This is a genomic window from Candidatus Endomicrobium procryptotermitis (assembly GCA_031279415.1).
Classification (GTDB): Bacteria; Elusimicrobiota; Endomicrobiia; order Endomicrobiales; family Endomicrobiaceae; genus Endomicrobium_B; species Endomicrobium_B procryptotermitis.
Genome location: JAITIP010000024.1, coordinates 1 through 22,799 on the forward strand (window position 1 = coordinate 1; position 22,799 = coordinate 22,799).

Annotated in this window: 22 protein-coding genes; all 22 read left to right on the forward strand. The window is 36.9% G+C overall.

The features are described from left to right. Positions 1-1,655: hypothetical protein (locus tag LBD46_04860; protein ID MDR2426492.1), on the forward strand; the 1,655-nt coding region annotated here is incomplete at its 5' end. Positions 1,656-2,428: 773 nt separating this feature from the next. Beyond that, positions 2,429-5,740, forward strand: a complete 3,312-nt coding sequence (gene carB / locus LBD46_04865; protein ID MDR2426493.1) for a carbamoyl-phosphate synthase (glutamine-hydrolyzing) large subunit — start codon at positions 2,429-2,431, stop codon at positions 5,738-5,740. Between the two features lie 108 nt (positions 5,741-5,848). Continuing rightward, complete coding sequence (locus tag LBD46_04870; protein ID MDR2426494.1) at positions 5,849-6,637, forward strand: EcoRV family type II restriction endonuclease; 789 nt, start codon at positions 5,849-5,851, stop codon at positions 6,635-6,637. After that, positions 6,630-7,718, forward strand: coding sequence for a DNA adenine methylase (locus tag LBD46_04875; protein MDR2426495.1), 1,089 nt, complete (start codon positions 6,630-6,632; stop codon positions 7,716-7,718). The genes LBD46_04870 and LBD46_04875 overlap by 8 nt, the downstream gene beginning before the upstream one ends. A 12-nt stretch (positions 7,719-7,730) precedes the next feature. Next, positions 7,731-9,107 carry an amidophosphoribosyltransferase gene (gene purF / locus LBD46_04880; protein ID MDR2426496.1) on the forward strand — a complete coding sequence of 459 codons (1,377 nt, stop codon included), beginning with the start codon at positions 7,731-7,733 and terminating at the stop codon, positions 9,105-9,107. Next, a complete protein-coding gene (locus tag LBD46_04885; GenBank protein ID MDR2426497.1) occupies positions 9,108-10,703 on the forward strand; it encodes a CTP synthase in 1,596 nt (531 codons plus the stop codon). A 186-nt stretch (positions 10,704-10,889) separates the two neighbouring features. After that, positions 10,890-11,255, forward strand: coding sequence for an extracellular solute-binding protein (locus LBD46_04890; GenBank protein ID MDR2426498.1), 366 nt, complete (start codon positions 10,890-10,892; stop codon positions 11,253-11,255). A 218-nt stretch (positions 11,256-11,473) separates the two neighbouring features. Beyond that, positions 11,474-11,968 carry a dCMP deaminase family protein gene (locus LBD46_04895; protein MDR2426499.1) on the forward strand — a complete coding sequence of 165 codons (495 nt, stop codon included), beginning with the start codon at positions 11,474-11,476 and terminating at the stop codon, positions 11,966-11,968. Positions 11,969-12,012: 44 nt separating this feature from the next. Next, the gene (locus LBD46_04900; protein ID MDR2426500.1) at positions 12,013-12,597 is read left to right on the forward strand and encodes a sigma-70 family RNA polymerase sigma factor; all 585 of its coding nucleotides are present in this window, start codon (positions 12,013-12,015) and stop codon (positions 12,595-12,597) included. Next, on the forward strand, positions 12,584-12,991 hold the full coding sequence (locus LBD46_04905) for a zf-HC2 domain-containing protein (GenBank protein MDR2426501.1): 408 nt from the start codon (positions 12,584-12,586) through the stop codon (positions 12,989-12,991). The genes LBD46_04900 and LBD46_04905 overlap by 14 nt, the downstream gene beginning before the upstream one ends. A 10-nt stretch (positions 12,992-13,001) precedes the next feature. Next, positions 13,002-13,538 carry a hypothetical protein gene (locus tag LBD46_04910; protein MDR2426502.1) on the forward strand — a complete coding sequence of 179 codons (537 nt, stop codon included), beginning with the start codon at positions 13,002-13,004 and terminating at the stop codon, positions 13,536-13,538. Between the two features lie 134 nt (positions 13,539-13,672). Further along, positions 13,673-13,876 (forward strand): 4Fe-4S binding protein, encoded by a 204-nt coding sequence (locus tag LBD46_04915; GenBank protein MDR2426503.1) that lies wholly within the window; start codon positions 13,673-13,675, stop codon positions 13,874-13,876. Positions 13,877-13,958: 82 nt separating this feature from the next. Then, on the forward strand, positions 13,959-15,005 hold the full coding sequence (locus LBD46_04920) for a 3-methyl-2-oxobutanoate dehydrogenase subunit VorB (protein ID MDR2426504.1): 1,047 nt from the start codon (positions 13,959-13,961) through the stop codon (positions 15,003-15,005). A 66-nt stretch (positions 15,006-15,071) separates the two neighbouring features. After that, positions 15,072-15,812, forward strand: coding sequence for a hypothetical protein (locus LBD46_04925; GenBank protein MDR2426505.1), 741 nt, complete (start codon positions 15,072-15,074; stop codon positions 15,810-15,812). 75 nt (positions 15,813-15,887) lie between these two features. Further along, entirely contained in the window at positions 15,888-16,553 is a 666-nt protein-coding gene (locus tag LBD46_04930; GenBank protein MDR2426506.1) for a 2-oxoacid:acceptor oxidoreductase family protein, read from the forward strand. Positions 16,554-16,604: 51 nt separating this feature from the next. Next, positions 16,605-17,102, forward strand: coding sequence for an N-acetyltransferase (locus tag LBD46_04935; GenBank protein ID MDR2426507.1), 498 nt, complete (start codon positions 16,605-16,607; stop codon positions 17,100-17,102). A 48-nt stretch (positions 17,103-17,150) separates the two neighbouring features. After that, complete coding sequence (gene rfbF / locus LBD46_04940; protein ID MDR2426508.1) at positions 17,151-17,924, forward strand: glucose-1-phosphate cytidylyltransferase; 774 nt, start codon at positions 17,151-17,153, stop codon at positions 17,922-17,924. Between the two features lie 223 nt (positions 17,925-18,147). Further along, on the forward strand, positions 18,148-19,245 hold the full coding sequence (gene rfbG, locus LBD46_04945; GenBank protein ID MDR2426509.1) for a CDP-glucose 4,6-dehydratase: 1,098 nt from the start codon (positions 18,148-18,150) through the stop codon (positions 19,243-19,245). Further along, positions 19,242-20,570 carry a lipopolysaccharide biosynthesis protein RfbH gene (rfbH, locus tag LBD46_04950; protein ID MDR2426510.1) on the forward strand — a complete coding sequence of 443 codons (1,329 nt, stop codon included), beginning with the start codon at positions 19,242-19,244 and terminating at the stop codon, positions 20,568-20,570. The genes rfbG and rfbH overlap by 4 nt, the downstream gene beginning before the upstream one ends. After that, positions 20,567-21,091, forward strand: a complete 525-nt coding sequence (gene rfbC / locus LBD46_04955; GenBank protein ID MDR2426511.1) for a dTDP-4-dehydrorhamnose 3,5-epimerase — start codon at positions 20,567-20,569, stop codon at positions 21,089-21,091. Before rfbH ends, rfbC begins: the two co-directional genes overlap by 4 nt. After that, complete coding sequence (locus LBD46_04960) at positions 21,078-21,968, forward strand: NAD(P)-dependent oxidoreductase (protein MDR2426512.1); 891 nt, start codon at positions 21,078-21,080, stop codon at positions 21,966-21,968. Before rfbC ends, LBD46_04960 begins: the two co-directional genes overlap by 14 nt. 66 nt (positions 21,969-22,034) lie before the next feature. After that, positions 22,035-22,799 (forward strand): NAD-dependent epimerase/dehydratase family protein (locus LBD46_04965; GenBank protein MDR2426513.1); only part of this gene is annotated, 765 nt, incomplete at its 3' end.

Here is a 22,799-nt window from a genome sequence, read left to right on the forward strand (position 1 = left end):
GGGATACGCAAATTGACGGCGCAATAACGGCAAATAACGAAGTTTCAATTGTTTCCAAAGGAAATATTATTACGTCAGCGATATCAGAAATAAAGTCAACAGCCGCAGGGGTATTGTTAGACAGCACGGACAATACGCAAGTAGGCGGTGCAATTCTAGCAAAAGAAGACGTGAAAATTGTATCTGAAAAAGCAGCAATAACAACGACCGCCAAAATTACTTCAAGCGATGCGGGCGTTTCATTGGAGAGCGCAGAAAATACGCAAGTAGGCGGTGCAATTTTAGCAAAAGAAGACGTGAAAATTGTATCTGAAAAAGCAGCAATAACAACGACCGCCAAAATTACTTCAAGCGATGCGGGCATTTCGTTAGAGAGCGCAGGGGATACGCAAATAGGCGGAGATGTTTTGGCAAAAGAAGATGTAGAAATTGTATCAAAGAAAGCAATAACAACGACAGCTGCAATCACTTCAAACGAGGCTGGCGTTTCATTAAACAGCACGGACAATACGCAAATAGGCGGGACAGTTTCAGCTAAGAAAGATGTAAATGTAAATGCGGGCGGAAGTTTAAGCGTAAACGGAACAATCAATTCCGATGCGAATATCTCTTTAAACAGTAAAGATGACGCTGAAATAAACGCGGCAGTATCCGCCGTAGGAAACATATTGTCTAATATTGAAAACGGCGCATTGATAATAAACGACGCGGTAAAATCCTCTTTGGGAAATATCAGACTGAATATTTTGCATAATAATCTTTTTATCAACAATAAAGTGATTTCAGAAAACGGAACTGTTTTTGCAAACGTATATGGAAATATCAGCGATGACCCGTTTTCACAAAACGCCGGTATCTATGCAAAAGAAGTTGACCTAAAATCCGTTGCGGGAAACATAGGCGGCGCAGCAAATAATATGCGCATTGAAAATTCGGATTCATTGCCTCTTATAGCTTCAGTATCTGCGTTAAACGGAGAAATTTACGTTGACGGTTTTACTAACGGTTTAGTAATAAAGAAATTTGCAAGCGGGCAAGATACTCTTATTCTTGCGGGCAGCGATATACAAGGTTATGCTTTTGCAGGCGAAAGAGAACCTAATCTGTCTGCGAAAAATATAATTATTCACTCTACAAACGGTTCCGTGGGAACAAAAGACGCAAGAATAACCGTAGCTCCGATTAATGTTGACCCTCTTAGCGGAAACGGGAAAGTTAATGTTTCGGCTTACAGCGGAATATACATAAATCAATACGAGCAGCTTTTTTACAGCGATTATATAAGAAACTTGGGATACGGCGAGGCTTCGCTTTTAGTTCCCGACAATAACGTATATATCGGCGAAGCAATAATGTTAGGCGGGAGTTCTTTAAATATTAATTTTTTAGACAATAGATATAAAAAGAACGTAGAGATAGCCGCTAAAGACATCAAAAAAATAGTAATTCACCCCGATGCTGTTCTATACCCTAATGAAAGTCAGGCCTTATTAAAATATAATACTATTTCAAGTTTTAAGCAGAATATAAAAGACGAAATGGAAAAAATATTAGACGAACTGACAATTTCAAGTTTTGAGCGGGAAATAAAAGACGAAATGGAAAAAACATTTGATAACCCGACAATAATAAGTTTAAAAACCGAATACGAATAAAAAATTCCATAAATAAAATCCCTGCAAAGCCAAAACCTTGCGGGGATTTTGTCGTTAATGCCATTCAATCCCATTTTTTAAAAAGGAGTATCAGAAAAAGCAAAGCGCTACAACTTTATTGTTTAAATTGCTTAAAACAGGGGGCCGCTTGAGTGGAAATTTCCAACTATTTTAAGCCAGTAAAGTGTCAATATCTGCGTATTTTACAAGCATACCGTCTTAAAGAGTCACAAAAAGACATTTATTTGCAAGTTTCATATTGTTTATATTATTCAAAGTTCCATTATTTTTGCCTTTCCATATTATTAAGCCGTAATCAGCCTCTTTTGCCATAACTTTGCCTTTAGCGGTATAAAACTTTCTGCTCTTTTTTCATATGTCGGTTTCTATATGTTTAACTTTCCAATTTCCGACATTGTTTCTTATATAATCGCAGACAAAATAAATGATAACATTTCCGTATCGCTTTTTTGCAAGATATTTCTGAACTAATAAATCCGATCATTTTGTGTAGCCAATGCAAACCATGATTATATTATCAATTTTCTCTGTCCAGCATTATGATTTTGCCTCAGAATATGATAATATCATAATAATTCCAAGAATATCGCTATCAAAAGAAAAACCTATAAAAGAGGATGTCTAGCCGATTTGACGGTAAAAAGGCTGTTGTCTAAAATGATTTCGGATAATTTATTATCTGTAGCAGTCAAAAACAGAAACAGAAAATACATTTTAAAAAATAATTAAAATTATATGTCGAGGAAAAATAAATGCCGATTTTAGATTTTTTGCTTCCTAAAAACGGGAAGAAACAGAAAGTGATTCTTTTGGGTTCAGGAGCATTGTCCATAGGTCAGGCGGGGGAATTTGATTATTCGGGATCGCAGGCCGTAAAAGCTTTAGAGGAAGAAGGACTTGAAGTTATTATTATTAATCCGAATATTGCGTCCGTGCAGACTAATGCCGGTACAAATAAAAAAGTTTATCTTTACCCGATTACCTCTTTTTGGGTTGAAAAAGTTATACAAATAGAAAAACCCGCCGCGATAATTTCTTCTTTCGGCGGACAGACTTCTTTAAACTGTGTAATAGCCCTTGAAAAATCCGGCGTGCTGAAAAAATACAATGTTAAGGTTTTAGGAACTCAGGTTGAAGCGCTTGAAATGTCGGAAGATAGAGATTTGTTCGCCGAAAAAATGAAATCCATAGGTGCTCCGATTGCCCGCAGTCATGCCAGCTCCACTGTTGAAGAAGCTTTAAAAATCGCCGAAGAAATAGGCTATCCGGTAATTACAAGATCCGCTTTTGCTTTGGGTGGATTAGGATCGGGGCTTGCCAAAACGCCTTCGGAATTAAAAAAACTTACGCAATCCGCGCTTATGATGTGTCCTCAGGTTTTAATCGAGAAATCGCTTCACGGATGGAAAGAAATAGAATATGAAGTAATGCGCGATAAAAGCGGCAACTGCATAACCATATGTAATATGGAAAATTTTGACCCGATGGGCATACATACCGGGGATTCAATAGTCATAGCACCGTGCCAGACAATCAATAATATAGAAAACAATATGATGCGCGATATGGCCATAAAAATTGCACAAAACGCAGCTATCGTTGGTGAATGTAATGTGCAGTATGCTTTAAACCCGAAAGATTACAGCTTTTACGTCATAGAAATCAATGCGCGTTTGTCGCGTTCTTCGGCTTTGGCAAGCAAAGCGACAGGTTATCCCATAGCTTATATCGCGGCAAAAATTGTCATAGGGTTTGACCTTCTTGAGCTGAAAAATCCCGTAACGGGTACAACCTCCGCATTTTATGAACCGTCACTTGATTATGTGACGCTTAAAGTTCCACGCTGGGATTTAAGCAAGTTTAGCGGCGTTTCAAAACATCTCGGGACACAGATGAAATCCGTTGGCGAGGTTATGGCCATAGGCAGAAATTTCTGTGAAGTGCTTCAGAAAGCCATAAGAATGGTAAATGAAAATGAAGACGGAATAACTGTAAACGTATTTAAAAATTCTACAGATGAAGAGCTTGAAAAAGAACTTTTATCCCCGACAAATTTAAGAGTTTTTGTAATATATGAAACTTTCAAAAGGGGAAAAACTCTCGAATACGTATATGAAAAAACGAAAATAGATTACTGGTTTTTATCGCATGTCAAATATGTGGCAAAAGCCGAAAACGAACTGTTGGACTTTTTCACTTCGGAAAACAAAAAAGATTCAGTTTTGAAGGAAGATATTTCTGATGCTTACAAAAAAATTCCCAAAGAACATCTTTTAAGACTTAAATCCAGCGGTTTTTCAGATTTTCAGCTGACAAAAATATTTTTGTCAGCTCGGCTAGATCCGAAAATAAAACTTACAATAAGAAAAATAAGGTCTTTGTCGCTTGCTGTGAGAGATTTAAGAAAGCGGCTTAAAATACAACCCGTAGTAAAACAAATAGACACAACTTCTTCGGAATATCCTACAAAGTCGAATTATCTTTATCTCACTTATGGCGGAACACACAGCGATATTTCCACGAAAAAAAATAAAAGCAGCATAATAACACTCGGAAGCGGAAGTTACCGCATAGGCTCAAGCCTTGAATTTGACTGGTGTTCTGTTATGACGAGCAATTATTTTAAAAATAAGAAAAATGACAGTGTTATTATCAACTGCAATCCTGAAACGGTTTCAACGGATTTCAGCGCTTCAGACAGACTTTATTTCGAAGAGCTTTCTTTCGAAAGAGTTTTGGATATTATAGATATAGAAAATCCTAAAGGTGTAATCGCCTGTATGGGCGGGCAGAACCCGAACAATCTCATACAGCCTTTAAGCGAAGTTAAGGTGAAAATTTTAGGTCACAGTCAAAAAAGTGTGGATGCCGCAGAAGACAGGGTAAAATTTTCGGCAATGCTTGACAAATTCGGTATAGACCAGCCGGAATGGGTGTCGGCTACATCTATAGAAGAAATCAAAAAATTTATAGAAAAAGTCGGGTTTCCTGTTTTAATACGTCCGAGTTTTGTATTGTCTGGAACTCTTATGAACGTTGCAAACGATCAAAAAAGTCTGGACTATTATCTGTCGCTTACCAAAGACATTTCTGCGGATTTTCCCGTGGTAATTTCAAGGTTCATACTTGATGCGAAAGAAATAGAATGTGATGGAATCGCAAAAGACGGCGAAGTAATTTTATCGCTTGTAAGTGAACATGTTGAAAACGCGGGCGTCCATTCGGGCGATGCTACGATGGTGTTTCCCGCGCAAAAACTTTACGGGCATACCGTCAATGTTATTAAAGATATTACTAGAAAAATCGCCAAAGGGCTGCATTTAAATGGACCTTTCAATATTCAGTTTATAGCAAAAGACAACGATGTAAAAGTTATAGAATGCAATGCGAGGGCTTCGCGCTCTTTCCCTTTTATTTCAAAAGTTTCAGGTGTAAATCTTGCCGAAGTAGCCTGTAAAGTCATGAACAATGAAAAAGTAAAAGAAATTTTGATAGACGAAAGTAAAATTTCCCATGTTGGCGTGAAAGCGTCTATGTTTAGCTTTCAGCGTCTTGACGGTGCAGACCCCGTAACAGGTGTTGAAATGGCGTCTACGGGTGAGGTAGGATGTCTTGGAAAAGATTTTAATCAGGCTATACTTTTGTCAATGGAGTCCACTCAGATAAGAAAACCTAAAAAAGGTGTTTTGCTAAGCACAGGCAGGGAAAAAGACAAAGTTAAGTTTATGGAAGTCGCTGATAATCTTTTTAAATTGGGCGTTCCTGTTTATGCAACTAAAGGCACCGGCGAATATATGCAAAAACGCGGTTATACGGTAAATATCGTTCACTGGAACAGAACCCCGCGAGCTGTCGACGCGATAATAGAAGGCAAAGTTGATTTTGTAATAAACGTAGCAAAAAATTTGACTGTGGACGAGTTAAAAAACAATTCTGAGATAAGAAAAACAGCTGTAAAATGCGGTTGCTCGATATTAACAAATCTCGAAAAAGTAATAGCATATTTGAGAGCCTATGACTCTTACGAAGAATTGCAAAAATTGGAAAATTTGATAAGTTTGTAAATGTTCCTTTTGTGACATATTATTGAAAAATAGCGGCGCCGTTGTTTGTAAAAATATAAAAAATGGAACATTATAAAACAATAGCGGTAAAAAATATAAGGTTTAAATATGGAAAAAGAGACTAATTTTCAAACTTCTTTATTAAAGCATATAGACGATTTTCGTTCTGTTTTGGAAACTTCAAATGGCGATTGGACTGTTAAAGGTTTTATTGATGTATTTAAAAATATATATACGATTTCCATTGATACTAAAGTTATATCAAAAATTATTGAACTAATGCTTTTCCCAGCGTTAGAAAGATTTGCAAAAGACAATTCTTTTATTATGGAGTTTAGCAAGGAGCAAAATCATTACCCTGATATAACGTTTATAACAAAGGATAAAGAAAAAATAGCGCTTGATTTAAAAAGTTCTTATAGAACTAAAACAGGCGGAGTTTCAGGTTTTACTTTAGGAGCTTTTACTGGTTATTTTAGAGATAGAAAATCAAATAAAAATATAACGTATCCTTATGACAATTATACCAAACACTATATATTAGGCGTTATATATTCTAAAAACATTGAAAAAATTGACGAAAGAAAAGTATATAATCTAAATAATTTTGAAAAAATAAAATCCGTTGTAAAAAAGTTTGATTTTATTGTCCAAGAAAAATATAGGATAGCGGCGGATAGACCCGGCAGCGGAAATACAAAAAATATCAGTTCTTGTAATAAAATTGCAGATTTAAAAAATGGAAATGGAGTATTTTCACAGTTGGGAGTTAAGATTTTTGACGATTATTGGATAAACTATATGACAAAAGAAATGGCAAAAACCGCAGAATTATCAAGACCGCCGTATTCAAATATAAAGCAGTATTTAAATTATAGGAATATAAAAAATGTATGACAACGTTTCTATCACCGTTAATCAATGCGGATTATTTGATAATTTAGCAATTGCGCAAAGAGGTGTGTTCCCGTCTACCAGATATCAAGGCAGTAAGAATAAGCTTGTCAAATGGATAGATTATTGCACTAAAGATTTATCTTTTGAAACTGTCATAGATGTTTTTGGAGGAACGGGTTGTATAGGACATATGTTTAAAAATAGGCGTAAGCAGGTTTTTTATAACGATATATTGAAATTTAATTATTATATAGGGCTTGCTTTAATAGAAAACTCAAAAATCATATTAGAAGAAGACGATATAAATTTTATTTTGACAAAGCAAGATGTCGTAAAATATCCATCTTTTATAGAGAATACTTTCAAAGATATTTATTTCACGGATGCTGAAAATCAATGGCTTGATTTTGTCATAACAAATATAAATTCGGTAAAAAATAAGTATAAACGCGCTTTGGCGCATTACGCCGTGTTTCAAGCCTGTATAATAAAAAGACCTTATAACTTATTCCATAGAAAAAATTTGTACATAAGAAATGCAGAAGTCAAAAGAAGTTTCGGAAACAAAGTCACGTGGGACGCTTCGTTTGATTATTATTTTAGAAAATTTGCCAAACAGGCAAATAAAGCCGTTTTTGAAAATAAACGTCAAAACAGGGCTTTAAATTTTGACGTTTTTGATTTAAATATAAAAGCCGATATGGTTTATATAGACACTCCTTATATTTCTCAAAAAGGCGTAGGAATAGATTATTTAGATTTTTATCATTTTTTAGAAGGGATTACAGATTATAATTCTTGGGATAAAAAAATTGAAAAAAAATCAAAACATAAAAAATTTAAATCTATCGAAAATGTTTGGAACAATAAAGATAAAATTGAAGAGTCGTTTGATAAACTATTTGAAAAATTTCAAAATTCAATCCTCGTTATTTCATACAGAAACGATGGTATTCCGTCGATTGAAAAATTAGTGGAACTGTTGTCAAAATATAAAAAGAATATAGACGTCAAACAATCTGATTATAAATATGTATTGAGCGGGAGGGCTTCAAAAGAAATTTTGATAATCGCTCAATAAAGGATAAATAATATGTGCGGAATTATTGGCGTTGAAAACAATGAGAATGCGGCTGTTTTGGTTTCTGCAGGGCTTTTGACTTTACAACACAGAGGCGAGGAATCGGCAGGCATAACCGTCGGTGGAAATGACAATATGAGAACATTTCGTTCTATGGGGCTTGTATCGAGAATCTTTAATGAAGACACGCTTGCGAAACTTCAAGGCAGTGCGGCAATAGGGCATGTGCGTTATACGACTTCCGCAAAAAGCACGCTTATAAATGCACAGCCCTTCCAGATAAGCTGTATGCATGGAAACATCTCGGTAGCACATAATGGAAATATTACGAATTTTACAAAAATTAAACATATTCTTTTAAAGAAGGGGGCGATTTTCAGCCATACCTCGGATACTGAAATTTTCCTGCATCTGCTTGCTATGTCAAAAGGAAGCTTGTCAAATATAGTCGCGCAATCTATGAAAAAACTTGAAGGTGCTTTTTCTCTGGTTATATTGAAAGACAAGACTCTTATAGGAGCACGCGATGCGGATGGTTTCAGACCTCTTGTGCTTGGAAAATTTGAAAATTCATATATCATAGCTTCCGAAAGCGCGGCGATAGAAGTTATGGGTGGAAGCTATGTGAGGGAGATAGAGCCGGGCGAAATAGTAGTTATAGAAGACGGCAGAATAAAACGTTCATTCTTTTATAAAAAACCTAAAAAAAGGAATACCTGTATTTTCGAACAGGTTTATTTTTCGAGACCTGACAGTATAATGTTTTCAAAATCTGTCAAAGAAGCGAGAATAAAAATGGGCGAATGTCTTGCAGCACAAATGAAAGGGATAAAAGCGGATATAGTTATGCCCGTACCGGATACCGGCTATTTTGCGGCTCAGGGTTTTTCAAGAGCTTCGAATATACTGTTTGAAACGGGTTTCGTGCGAAATCATTATGTAGGCCGTTCATTTATAAAACCATCGCAGAATTTAAGAGATTTGACAGCCAAACTTAAATTGCGTCCGATAAAAGAAGTCGTAAACGGAAAAGAAATAATTCTCATTGACGATTCGATAGTAAGAGGTACAACATCAAGAAGAATAATAGGAACACTCAGGGCTGCTGGAGCCAAAAAAATACATTTTGCTCTTTCTTGCCCGCCTATTATCGGCCCGTGCTATTACGGCATAGACACTCCGATGAAAGAACATTTGATTGCAGCTCAAAAGTCCGTCGAAGATATAAGAAAATATTTAAACGTAGACACTCTGACATTTTTAAGTCTTAAAAATTTGGTAAATTCGTGTCGCGCGGAAGATTTGAAGCCTGACACTTTTTGCACGGCGTGTTTTACCGATAAATATCCCACAAAAATTTCAAAATTAACATATAAGGAAGGATGTTAAATGACAAAGTATATCTTCATTACCGGTGGTGTGGTCAGTTCTTTGGGAAAAGGAATTTCGGGTGCAAGCATAGGAAAACTGCTTCAGCTTCACGGTTTTAAAGTCAATATGATAAAATTTGATCCTTATATAAACGTCGATCCGGGAACAATGAACCCCTATCAACACGGGGAAGTTTTTGTTACTGTAGATGGAGCGGAATCCGATTTGGATTTGGGAACTTACGAAAGATTTTTAGATGTTTTTACCAGCAAAGCCAATACAAATACCTCAGGAGATATTTATCAAACGGTTATAGACCGCGAAAGGAGAGGAGATTATGACGGGGCCACAGTTCAGGTTATTCCGCATATAACCGATGAAATAAAAAAGCGTTTCAGTGCTTTGAAAAACGAATGTGATATAACGATAATAGAAATCGGTGGTACAGTCGGCGATATAGAAGGGTTGCCTTTTATGGAAGCAGCAAGGCAGTTTCAGCTTGAAAATAAAAAAGAGGATGTTTTTAGCATACATGTAACACTTGTTCCTTACATAGCAGGTGCACACGAGCTTAAAACGAAGCCCACACAGCATTCGGTAAATAAACTGCGCGAAATCGGTATTTCTCCGGATATGATAATATGCAGAACTGAACATCATCTCGATAAATCGCTGAAAAGAAAAATTTCTCTTTTCTGCAATGTTCCCGAAGACTGTGTTGTCGATGCTATGGACAGTCCGTCAATTTATTACATTCCAGAAGCTCTCTACAGGCAGAAAGTGGATTCTCTTATAATAGAAAAATTAAACCTAAAGCCAAAAAAGAAATTTAATAAAAGTTGGTTTAACAAAATCAAAAAGCTCGGCAAAATCAAAAATAAAGTAAAAATAGCCGTTGTAGGCAAATATGCAGATTTAAAAGACGCGTATAAATCCATTGACGAATCCCTCAATATTGCAGCAGCTGATCTTAATGCCGCAGCCTGTACGGATTATCTCGGGGCAGAAGATAAATATTTGCTTAAAAAGCTTAAAAACTATGATGCCATTTTGGTTCCGGGAGGATTTGGCAACAGGGGCATTGAAGGAAAAATTAAAGCCATAACGTATGCAAGAGAAAACAAAGTTCCATTTTTTGGAATTTGTCTGGGAATGCAGTGCAGTGTTATAGAAATATCAAGAAATATGGCCGGCATGAAAGGAGCGAACTCAACTGAATTTAATGAGAGTACCAAATATCCGGTGATAAAAATTATTGACGAACAAAAAAATATTAAGTACAGAGGCGGAACAATGAGGCTTGGCAATTATAGGTCAGATATAATAAAAGGAACTCTTGCCCATAAAATTTATAAGAAAACTTCGGTTGACGAAAGACACAGGCACAGATATGAAATGAATCCGGAGTTTGTAAAAACTCTTGAAAATTCTGGATTGACGGTAAGCGCATATCATAAAAATATTCTCCCTGAAATAGTCGAAATAAAAAATCACCCATTTTTCATAGGTGTGCAATTCCACCCTGAGTTCGGCTCTCGGCCTATGAAAGCCCATCCACTTTTTATAGGTTTTGTTCAGGCAGCGCTTAAACGGCAGAGAGTAGTGGAAAAGTAAGTTTTTTAATCCGGCATTTTATGCTATAGCCATATTTCATAGGCGGACCAAAAATGACACAACGGAAATAATGACTATTAGCCGCAGAAGTCATTGACAGCATTAAGGACAGTGACATCAATCATATCAAAGCCGCGGGAAAAATTAAGTGGCTTGCTCCCCATCTGCCTTATTAAAAACGACAATATGCATAAAGATTTGCCGGCTGGCGAAATAGCTGCCGGAATAATGTATACTTCGCAAGTAACTTCGGCAAAACTTGCAAAGCCTTCTTTTAAGCTTGTGTTTCCTTCGGAGGGAATGGGCTTTGGCGTAATATCGGCTTTTATTCCAGTAAACGCACCCAATCCTGAGACCGCTTACGCTTTTATAGACTTTTTACTTGACGGCAAAAATGCAAAAAAGAATTATGAGTTCAGCGTAAATTTGGTGGCCGATAAGCTTATACAGCCGCCTTACAAGGAATTTTTGACTTTGCCTGAGTCTTTAGACAAAAGCAAAATGGAGATACTTAGAAATATGTCTCCTGAAGCTGCTCACGAAGTAATTTAGACGGAATTTAAGAAAGCCACAGGGTTTAGCGTCAGCGAATAACGGTTATTCAAACTTCTTCTTTCCCATCATGGGAGAGAAGAGAGCGGATAATAAAATGTTTTGTTCTACTGTATTAAAATATCGAGCGTATGACCTCAAGTACTGCATTATCATGTTGAACTTGCAATATCTATCATTATTGACACTTATATAAATATTTTGTTTTAATGTTCTGCATGACTACAGAAAATAAACAGTTTATAAGGCCAAGTTGGGACGAATATTTTATGAAACTCGCATGGCTTGTTGCCGAAAGGTCAACCTGTTTAAGACACCATGTCGGGGCAGTTATCGCAAGAGATAAAAGAATACTTACCACAGGCTATAATGGCGCCGCCGCAGGGACAAAAGACTGCATTGAACTTGGCTGTCTCAGGAACGAACTTAAAATTCCTTCAGGGCAGAGACATGAAATATGCAGAGCAATACATGCCGAACAAAATGCCATAATACAGGGCGGGTTTCACGGTATAAGTATAAAAGGTTCTACTCTTTACTGCACACATACGCCGTGTGTGCTATGTGCAAAGATGGCTGTAAACGCGGGCATAAAAAGAGTTGTATCTTGTGTGGAATATCCGGATCCTTCATTTAAAAAACTATTTGCCGAAGTGGAAATAGAATACTCATCACTAAAAGTTACAAATCTTTCAATCTCACAAAAACTTTGAATTTTAATTTGCAATAAATAAATAAAAGGATGCGTTAAATAACCATGAAATATTTAAGCGATTCCGAACTTGTGGCATTTTTTAAGCAGGGAAAAGATGAAGCGTTTGAAGAAATCGTAATGCGCTACCAGACAACACTCTACACTTACATTTTGTCGATAATTAAAAACGCCGAAGTCTCAAACGACATCCTTCAGGACGTTTTTATCAGAGTTTTTAAAAAGCTCAACAAGTACAGCGAGGAAAATAAATTGAAGAACTGGCTTTTTACTTTAACCAGAAACATAACAATGGACTATTTCAGAAAAAACAGCACAAAACTTGTACCGCTTGAAGCAAAAGGCGACAAAGAGTTTTCTATCATAGATACATTGTCCGCCAACGATTCTCATCCGCTTGACATAGCGATAAGAAACGATAATGCGTGTAAAGTCAACAGAGCTTTAAGCAAATTAAACGCAGATGAAAGAGAACTTATAGCCTTAAAAGATTCCATGACATTTCAGGAGATAGCGCAAATGCAGAATAGACCTATAGGGACTCTTTTGTCAAAATTTAACAGGGCTTTAAAAAAGCTTAAAACAATACTAATGCAGTGCGAATCGGAGGTGTGTAATGAATATATGTGATAAAATTCCTTTTTACCTGTACAATGAGATGGATGAACGGGAGAAGAGAGAGTTTGAAAATCATCTCCCAAACTGTCGGGAATGCAGAAATTGTATAAAAGCTTTTTCAATGGTAAAGGATTCAATGCAGCTTACAAGCGCTCCGCTGCAGACAATAAATGCTATTTTTGAAAAGACAACCCGCAGAAAAAAATTCTCTTTCGTCAACATTTCAAAAATGTGGAAAATTACCGTAGCTTTTGCGGCAGGACTTATTGTAGGAATATGCACATTATCTTTGAAAGATTTTGCTCAGAAAAACGGCGATATCTACTATTATGCAGACACTTCCATCGAAGAGATAGAAAGCATTGACTACTATTTGGATGAGATGGAAAATTATTTCATGGTATAGGAGGATGTTTATGAGAAAGTTAGCATTGGCAGTATGCAGTATGTTCGTTATGGCTTCATTGTCTTTTGCCGGAAGTGGCATGGGTATGTATGCGGGAGGATTTAAAGACAAAGAAACTAAGGAAGAAAAAGAAGCAAGAAAAGAAAAGATGGAAGCCATAAAAAAAGACTACGAGGAATTTCAGAAAAACATTGACGTCCTTATTGAAAAGTATAACAATGCCAATGATGATGCGGACAAAGAAAGCGTAAAAGGAGAAATAAGAGGTTTGGTAGCGGTGCAGACAGACAAAAATATAGCTGCAAAAAAGGATATGCTTGAAGACCAAAAAGCTAGAATATCCAAACTTGAAACGAAAATTACCGATCTTGAAGCAAACAAGGACAAATATATTGATGAAAAGGTTGACTTTTTCACAAGCGCAGAAGGACAAGCAAAAATGAAGGAAATGCGCGAGAAAAAAGAAAAAAAGGAAAAAACTTCTGCTGAAAAAAAGAAAGAAAAAAAGAAAAAAGTCGATGATAAAGATTCAAAAAAATCAAAGTAAACTTCATGATTTGACTTTCAAATATGAGAACGGCAGCTAAAAATGCCGTTCTCTCTTTTTTCAATCCTTGCCAAATATCATCTTCTAGGCTTCAATTTGACTTTGCGGATTAAAAAATCATAAAATATTTAATTATGTCGACAATTAAAATTAATTCGGAAAAATGCAAAGGGTGTAGTTTGTGCATAAAAGCCTGCCCAAAGCAATGTATATCTTTTTCAAAGCAGTTCAACAAAACCGGTTATCATTGGGCTGTTTTGGAAAAAGAGAATTGTTGTATAGGCTGTGGCTTTTGTTATATGGTATGCCCTGATGTATGCATAGAAGTTTATAAATAGAAGTTGAGAGTGCTGAGAAAGTTGGGAAGCTGAGTAAAAACTGTTTTTTGTTTGCCGCTGCCCTGCTTCTAAAAGGTATATTATGAAAAAATTAATTAAAGGGAATATTGCATTGTGCGAAGGCGCTTTGGCTGCGGGACTACACGCTTATTTTGGATATCCCATAACGCCTCAAAACGAAATTCCAGCTTATATGTCGCGCAAAATGGTTGAGCTTGGCAAAGTTTTTGTTCAGGCCGAATCAGAGCTTGCCGCTGCAAACATGGTTTTGGGAGCAGCCGTAACCGGAGTACGCGCGATGACATCTTCATCTTCGCCGGGAATATCGCTTAAACAAGAAGCAATTTCATATATGGCAGGAATGCAGTTACCGTCTTTAATCGTAAATGTTCAGAGAGGCGGGCCAGGTCTCGGAAATATTTCGGGTTCACAATCGGACTATTTTCAAGCAGTTAAAGGAGGAGGACATGGAGATTACAGAATTATAGTTTTGGCTCCAAATTCTGCTCAGGAAATGTATGAAACTGCTTATGACGCTTTTGATTTGGCCGAAAAATATAGAACGCCCGTTATGATTCTTGCAGACGGTATCACCGGACAAATGATGGAACCTGTGGAGTTTAATAAGCTGGAAAAGAAATATTTTGAAGAAAAAGATTGGCATTTGACAGGCTGCAAAGATAGAAATCCGCGTTCGATACAATCGCTGCTGATGAAAGACGGAGTGTTGGAACAGCACAATATTAATCTTCAGCAAAAATATAACACTATAGCAGAAAACGAAATTAAGTATGAAACGTATAAAACCGAAGATGCCGAAATAGTAATAACAGCTTATGGAATTTCTTCAAGAATAGCAAAGTCTGCCGTAAAAATTGCGAGAAAAGAAGGTTTAAAAGCTGGACTTTTCAGACCAAAAACTTTATGGCCTTTTCCGTCAAAAGAAATATCTTTTTTGTCCGATTCTGGAACAAAATTTTTGTCAGTAGAATTAAGCCATGGACAGATGATAGAAGACGTAAAACTTGCAGTAAATGGAAAAACGCAGGTAGAATTTTTGGGAAAAGCCGGTGGCGGAATCGTAACCGAACGGGAAATAGTTGAAAAAATTAAAGAGATGATACTATAAAATTCATCGGTAAAATAAAGTAAAAACAACTACGAAACCAACGCAATGAGCTTCAAAAAGGTACTTATGAACAAAATACTATCTAAGCCGGAAGCATTGAAAGACGAGGTATTATCCTATTGTCCGGGCTGCGGTCACGGAATTATACACCGTTTAATCGCGGAATGTATCGATGAGCTTGGCGTTAGAGAAAAAACCATAGCAGTAGCTCCTGTAGGTTGTGCGGTTTTTGCTTACGACTACTTTAATTTTGATGTAACCGAAGCGCCTCATGGCAGGCCGCCGGCGGTTGCGACAGGCATAAAAAGAAGCAATCCGGACAAATTTGTTTTTACATACCAAGGAGATGGAGACATAGCTGCAATTGGAATGTCGGAAACTATTCATGCTGCAAATAGAGGTGAAAACATAGCGGTTATTTTCGTAAATAATGCAAATTATGGAATGACAGGCGGCCAAATGGCACCAACTACTCTTATAGGGCAAGTTACAGAAACCACGCCTTTTGGCAGAGACCCGAAAAGGGAAGGTTATCCAATACACCTATGTGAACTTCTTGCAACTCTTGAAGGCGCTGTATATCTGGAAAGAGTCGCTATTTATAATCCACAAAATATTATTAAAGCCAAAAAAGCGATAAAAAAAGCGTTTCAAAATCAGATAGACGGCAAAGGTTTTTCTCTGGTAGAAGTAATTTCAAACTGCCCTGTGGATTGGGGTATGACAGTGCTAGATTCAATAAAATGGGTTAAAGATGTTTTTATAAAGACTTTTCCACTAGGCGTAGTAAAAGATAAAACAAGTTAACTTATCATTGTAGTAAAGAAAAAACTTTGCTGTGAAGTTTCTTTCTTGCAATGACAGACAATCAAAGGAATAAATATGCAAAATGAAATAATAATAGCGGGATTTGGCGGTCAGGGTGTATTATTGGCAGGGACATTACTTGCTCAGGCAGCGATAGAGCAAGGGCTGCATACTACATGGTTTCCGTCTTATGGAGCAGAAATGCGTGGTGGAACGGCAAATTCTACAGTTGTAATTTCAACGGATGAAATAGGCTCTCCGCTTGCTTTTAATCCAAATGCATTGATAGCTTTAAACGAACCTTCCCTGAATAAATTTATGCCTAGGATGATTGAAGGATCGGTAATCATTGTCAATTCTTCGATAATTTCTTCAGGCAAAGAATATAAGATAAAACCTATTTTCGTCCCTGTTACCGATATAGCTGATAAAGAAATTAAAAATGTGAAAACCGCAAATTTAGTTGCAGTAGGAGCATTGATAAAAGCGTTAGAACCCTATGCAAACGGCAATTGCAACGATGATTATAGCATGCGAAGACAAAATGACCGGGAAACAGAAGGATATCTTTGTGACCTTGAAGACACAAAAGTTCTTACTTTAAAAAGTGCTTTGGCAGCATGCGAAAAAGCTTTCTCTTCGAAGCCATCATTGATTGAAATAAATAAAAAAGCCCTTATGGCTGGCTATGATTGTTTAGAAGCCGAGAAGCTGAGAGTTGACAGGAGCTGTATCCGTTAAAGTCATTACTGTTGTTCAGCTTCTCAGCTAACTTCTAATAAAGGAACAATTATGAAAATTCGACCGGCAAAAGTTTCAGATGTTCAACAAATGCATAAAATTGTAGAATTTTATGCTGACAATAAAGAAATGCTGCACAGGTCGTTGAACTCTATATATGAAAATATTCAGGAATATGTCGTAGTGGAGAATGGAGAAGGAAAAGTAATCGCCTGTGGAGCTTTACATGTTACATGGGAAGATCTTGCAGAAATAAAAGCATTGGCAGTTTCAGAAAAATATAAAGGGCAGGGACTCGGCAGGAAAATTGTTTATAAATTGCAAAAAAACGCGGAATATCTCGGTATAAGAAAAGTTTTTGCGCTGAGTTTTAAACCAGAATTTTTTATAAAGCTGGGTTATAAAGTTATACCCAAAGAAACACTTCCTCAAAAAATTTGGAGTGAATGCATAAACTGCCATTTATTCCCGGACTGTGGCGAAGTTCCTCTTCTTATAACTCTCTCAAACTTAGAAGTATTTAAAAGCCGCAATAAATTGATAAAATAATGCTCATTTTACAATAAGAGTTATTTTTATATCCAAGGAGATGCTATAATGAAAGTCGTCATTCTTGCAGGTGGATACGGAACAAGAATCAGCGAAGAAAGTTATCTGAAGCCAAAACCTATGATTGAAATAGGCGAGATTCCTATTCTTTGTCATATAATGAAATATTACTCTTCTTTTGGGTTTAACGAGTTTATAATATGCTGCGGGCATAAAGGCTATATTATAAAGGAATATTTCTCTAATTATTTTCTTCACAATTGCGATATAACTTTTGATTTTTCAAAAAACAATGAAATAACCGTGCACAATAATGTCGCCGAACCTTGGAAAGTGACTCTTGTAGATACGGGAATTGACACTATGACCGGCGGAAGAATAAAAAGGATAAAAAATTATGTAGCCGGAGAAAGTTTTATGCTTACCTACGGAGACGGGCTTTGCGATTTGGATTTAAAAGCTTTAATTGAGTTTCACAATATCAACAAAAAAATTGCCACGATTACAGCAATACATCCTCTAGGTAGGTTTGGTTCTTTGGAGATAGGCAAAAACAGTTTAATATCTGGTTTTAATGAAAAATCAAATGACGGAGCCGGCTGGATTAACGGCGGTTTTATGGTTTTAGAACCTGAGATTTTTGATTATATAGATGGAGATTCAACTGTTTTTGAAAGAGATCCGCTTGAAACGCTTGCAAAAGAAAACGAGCTTATAGCTTATAAACATGACGGTTTCTGGCAGTGTATGGACACGCAAAGAGACAAAATCCTGCTTGAAAATCTGTGGAATTCCAAACAAGCTCCTTGGAAAATTTGGTAATTTTGCCTTTGATGCAGAAATGAATCTTAGCACACCAAGCCCCTGCGCGGTCAGTTGTCTTTGCGAGGAAGAAACTATGTTTCTGACGAAGCAATCTAGAAATCAAAGCCCGAGTTGCTGAGATAGTTTCTACAAAAGACAGACAGTCTGGATTGCCCCGTCGGAAATTTCGTTTCCTTCTAGTAAAAACGTGGGGTATAGCGTTAATAATTAAGGACGTTTAATGCTGAATTTCTATAAAAACAAAAAGGTTTTCATAACCGGACATACGGGCTTTAAAGGCTCGTGGCTTTGCAGGATTTTATCTTTGCTTGGAGCTGAAATTACAGGCTATGCTCTGCCTGCGAAATATTTTCCAAACCTTTTTGAGCTTGCCGAAATTGAAAAATGTGCAAATACTGTTTATGCAGACGTCAGAGATTTAAAGTCTCTCAAGGAAGCCGTCAAATTTTCAAAACCCGACATAATAATTCATATGGCAGCACAGCCTTTGGTCAGAGAATCCTATAAAAACCCCGTCTATACTTATGAAACAAATGTTTTAGGAACCGTAAACGTTTTAGAAGCCGCAAGGCAATGCCCGTCTTTAAAATCTTTTCTAAACGTCACTACGGACAAAGTCTATAAAAACATAGAAATAAAAAAAGGTTATACGGAAACCGACGAATTAAACGGGCGCGACCCTTACTCAAATTCTAAATCCTGTTCGGAACTTGTTACTTCAAGCTATAAAAAATCTTTTTTTGAAAACTTGCAAACGGCAATATCTACCGCGCGTTCAGGAAACGTTATAGGCGGCGGAGATTTCGGGTCAGACAGAATAATTCCCGACGCCATAAAATCTTTACAAAACAAAAAAGAACTGGTTTTAAGAAATCCTCTGTCCGTCCGCCCTTATCAACACGTTTTAGAAGCCTTATACGCTTACCTTTTAATAATCAAAAAGCAGTATGAAGACAAACAATACGAAGGCGCGTATAATATAGGACCCGAATTTTCAGACTGTATAACTACGGCAGAATTGACTGATATGTTTTACTCGCATTTTGAAAATGCAAAATGGACTGCGCAAAAGCCCGCTTTGGGCAAATCTGCTTTAGACAACTCTTCTTCAGACAAATCTGTTTCAGACAAGCCTGAAGCAGGCTTGCTGATGCTTGACATTTCAAAGATAAAAAAAGTTCTTGGCTGGGCGCCGTGCATAAATATAAAAGAGGCTGTTTCTATGACTGCCGAGTGGACAAAAGCATATTTAAACGACAAAGATTTTAATTCCGTTATGGACGCGCAGATAAACCGTTATTTTAAGGAAATGTTATGAAAGAAACTGATTTAAGAAAACAAATTCTTTCTCTGTGCGTAAAATATGCAAAGAATTTTCACAAACCTAAAAAATATAAAAATGGGGACTATGTCCGCTATGCAGGCAGAGTTTTTGACGAAACAGAAATAAAAAACCTTATAGACGCTTCACTTGATTTTTGGCTTACGGCAGGTAAATGGACGTCAGAATTTGAGAAAGAGCTTGCAAAATTTTTAGGCATCAGACATTGTTTGTTCGTAAATTCAGGTTCTTCTGCAAATTTGTTGGCTTTTGCGGCTTTAACTTCCCCTCTTTTAAAAGAGCGCGCAATAAAAAGAGGCGACGAAATTATAACGACAGCCGCAGGTTTTTCTACGACTGTAACGCCGATAATTCAATACGGAGCGGTTCCCGTTTTTATAGACATAACAATCGCGCAATACAATATAGACGTAAAAGCGTTAAACAAAGCTCTTACGAAAAAAACAAAAGCGGTGATGATAGCGCACACTTTGGGAAATCCCTTTGACTTGAAATCCGTTAGCGATTTCTGCAAAAAAAACAACCTTTGGCTGATAGAAGACAATTGCGATGCGCTTGGCTCGCAGTATAAAATAGATGGGAAATTTAAATATACGGGAACTATAGGCGACATAGGGACTTCAAGTTTTTACCCGCCGCATCATATGACTACAGGTGAAGGAGGAGCAGTTTATACGGATAATCCGCTTTTACGTAAAATAATGTTATCGCTAAGAGATTGGGGCAGAGACTGCCGCTGTGCGCCGGGGCAGGACAATTTATGTAAGAAAAGATTTGACGGGCAATTCGGGCTTTTGCCAAAAGGATACGATCACAAATATGTCTATTCGCATTTTGGATACAATTTAAAAGCCACAGATTTACAGGCTGCAATAGGCTGCGCACAAATAAAAAAGCTCCCCTCTTTTATACGCAAACGGCGTGAAAATTGGCAGTATTTGAAAAAAAAACTTGAAAGTTTATCCGACGTTTTAATTCTGCCCGAACCTGAAAAAAATTCCGTTCCGTCATGGTTTGGATTTTTGATAACGATAAAGCGCGGCGCAAAAATTTCAAGGGATGACATTGTCTTGCATTTAGAAAAAAACAATATTCAAACAAGAACTCTCTTTAGCGGAAATCTTATAAAACACCCCTGCTTTGATTTTATAAGAAAAAATAAAAAAGCCTATAAAACAATCGGAGACCTTAAAAATACGGATTTTATAATGAACAGTACTTTTTGGATAGGAGTATATCCCGCAATGACAAAAAAAATGTTAAAGTTTATGACGGACAAACTTAAAGAGGCGTTAAAATGAAGTTTACTCCTTTAAAAATAAAAGGAGCGTTTTTGATAGAGCTTGACTGCCACAGAGACGAACGCGGAACTTTTACAAAATTTTTTTGCAAGGAAGAATTTTTAAAAGCCGGGATAAAATTTAATTCCGTTCAATGCAACGTATCCGTAAATTATAAAGCGGGGACATTAAGAGGTTTACATTTTCAGATGACAAAAAAAGAAAATAAACTGGTTTCTTGCATATGCGGGGCTTGTTATGACGTTTGCGTTGACATAGATAAAAATTCTCCGACATACTTGCAATGGGAAGCGGTAGAATTATCCCAAGACAACGGAAAAATGATTTTAATCCCGCCTGCTTGCGCACACGGTTTTCAAACTTTAAAAAATAACACGGTAATATGCTATCACGTGAACGAAATTTTTAAGCCAAACTTATATTCCGGTCTTTGCTGGAACGACCCTAAAATAGGCATAATTTGGCCAAAATGTAAAAAAAGAATAATTAACGACAGGGACAAAAATTATGAACTCTTATAAAAAAGTTGTTATAACGGGCGCGACCGGACTCATAGGAAAAGAAGCAATAAAACCTCTAAAAGAGGCGGGATTTGACGTTTACGCTCTTACTATAGACAAAATAGAAGCGTCATCAAATGCAGACAACGTCCATTTTATACCGTGTAATTTATTTGACGATAATGCCGTAAAAAAAGTTTTTGACGAAATAAAACCTTCGCATCTTTTAAATTTTGCTTGGGCTACCACAGATGATTATTTAACGTCAAATATCAACTTTGATTTTTTAAGAGCAGGACTTAATTTATTAAAATATTTTGCGGCATACGGCGGCAAAAGGGCTGTATTTCCGGGAACCTGTTTTGAATATGCCTTTAAAGATACTCCTCTTAAAGAAATGGATGAAGTCCTCCCTCAAACGACCTATGCAAAATGCAAAAATCATTTAAGGCAATTATCTGAAATTTTTTGCAGACAAAATGGAATAAGTTTTGGCTGGGGCAGAATTTTTTATGTCTATGGACACAACGAAAATACAAAAAGGCTTACCGCACATATCATAAATTCAATAAAAAATAATAAAGAAGTAACAATAAACTCCGGTTCTTTAGTGAAAGATTACATATATTCAAAAGACATAGCGCAGGCTTTTGTGAAATTTTTAGACGGCGATACGCAAGGCATAGTAAATATATGCACAGGGCAAGGCATAACTCTTGGTGAATATGCTTTGACAATAGCAAAAAAACTGGGCAGAGCCGATTTAATTAAAATTTTTAACGAACCAACGACCCAGCCGACTGTAATCATAGGTGACAATTCAAGACTTTTAACAGAAGTCGGCTATAAAATACAATATTTGCTAGACCAAGCTCTCGACAACATTTTAAACGGCTGACATGACGTCAGCGTCAAGGATACGTTGTTTTTGACACAAAATTAAAAGAATAATAAAGGATATCCGATGAAAATTCTGCTCACTGGAGCTACCGGTTTTTTGGGAAGCGCCATATTAAAAGCTCTGTTAAAAAATAATCACAATGTGATAATAATCAAACGCAGTTTTTCAGACTGTTCCAAAATAATGAACGAGCTGAAATGCTGCCGCTGTTATGACATAGATAAAACAGGCGTCAGCGCTATTTTCAATGACAATACCGCTATTGACATTGTTATCCACACCGCTACATGTTATGGGAGAAATGGAGAATCGGCGGCGCAGATAAATAATTCAAATGTTTTGTTCCCGCTTGAGTTAATGGATTATGCTTCAAAAAATAACGTTAAAACATTTATAAATACCTCTTCTTTTTTTCAAAAAATCAGCGATTCTTCATATCCGTTATATCCTTATATTAAAACAAAACGGGATTTTTTAAATTGGGGCGAATTGTTTGCCAAAGAGGAAAAGATTAATTTTATAAATATCAACATACAGCATTTATACGGTTCAAACGATAAAAGCAAGTTTATACCTTTTATTATCGACAATTGTTTAAAAAATGTTCCTTACATAGATGTTACCTTTGGACAACAGCACAGAGATTTCGTCCATATAGACGACGTAATAGACGCTTATGTAAAAACTACAGATGCGGGGGGGGGGGGGGGGGGGGGGGGGGGGGGGGGCGGGGGGGGGGGGGGGGGGGTGGGGGGGGGGGGGGGGGGGGGGGTGGGGGGGGGGGGGGGGGGGGGGGGGGGGGGGGGGTGGGGGGGGGGGGGGGGGGGG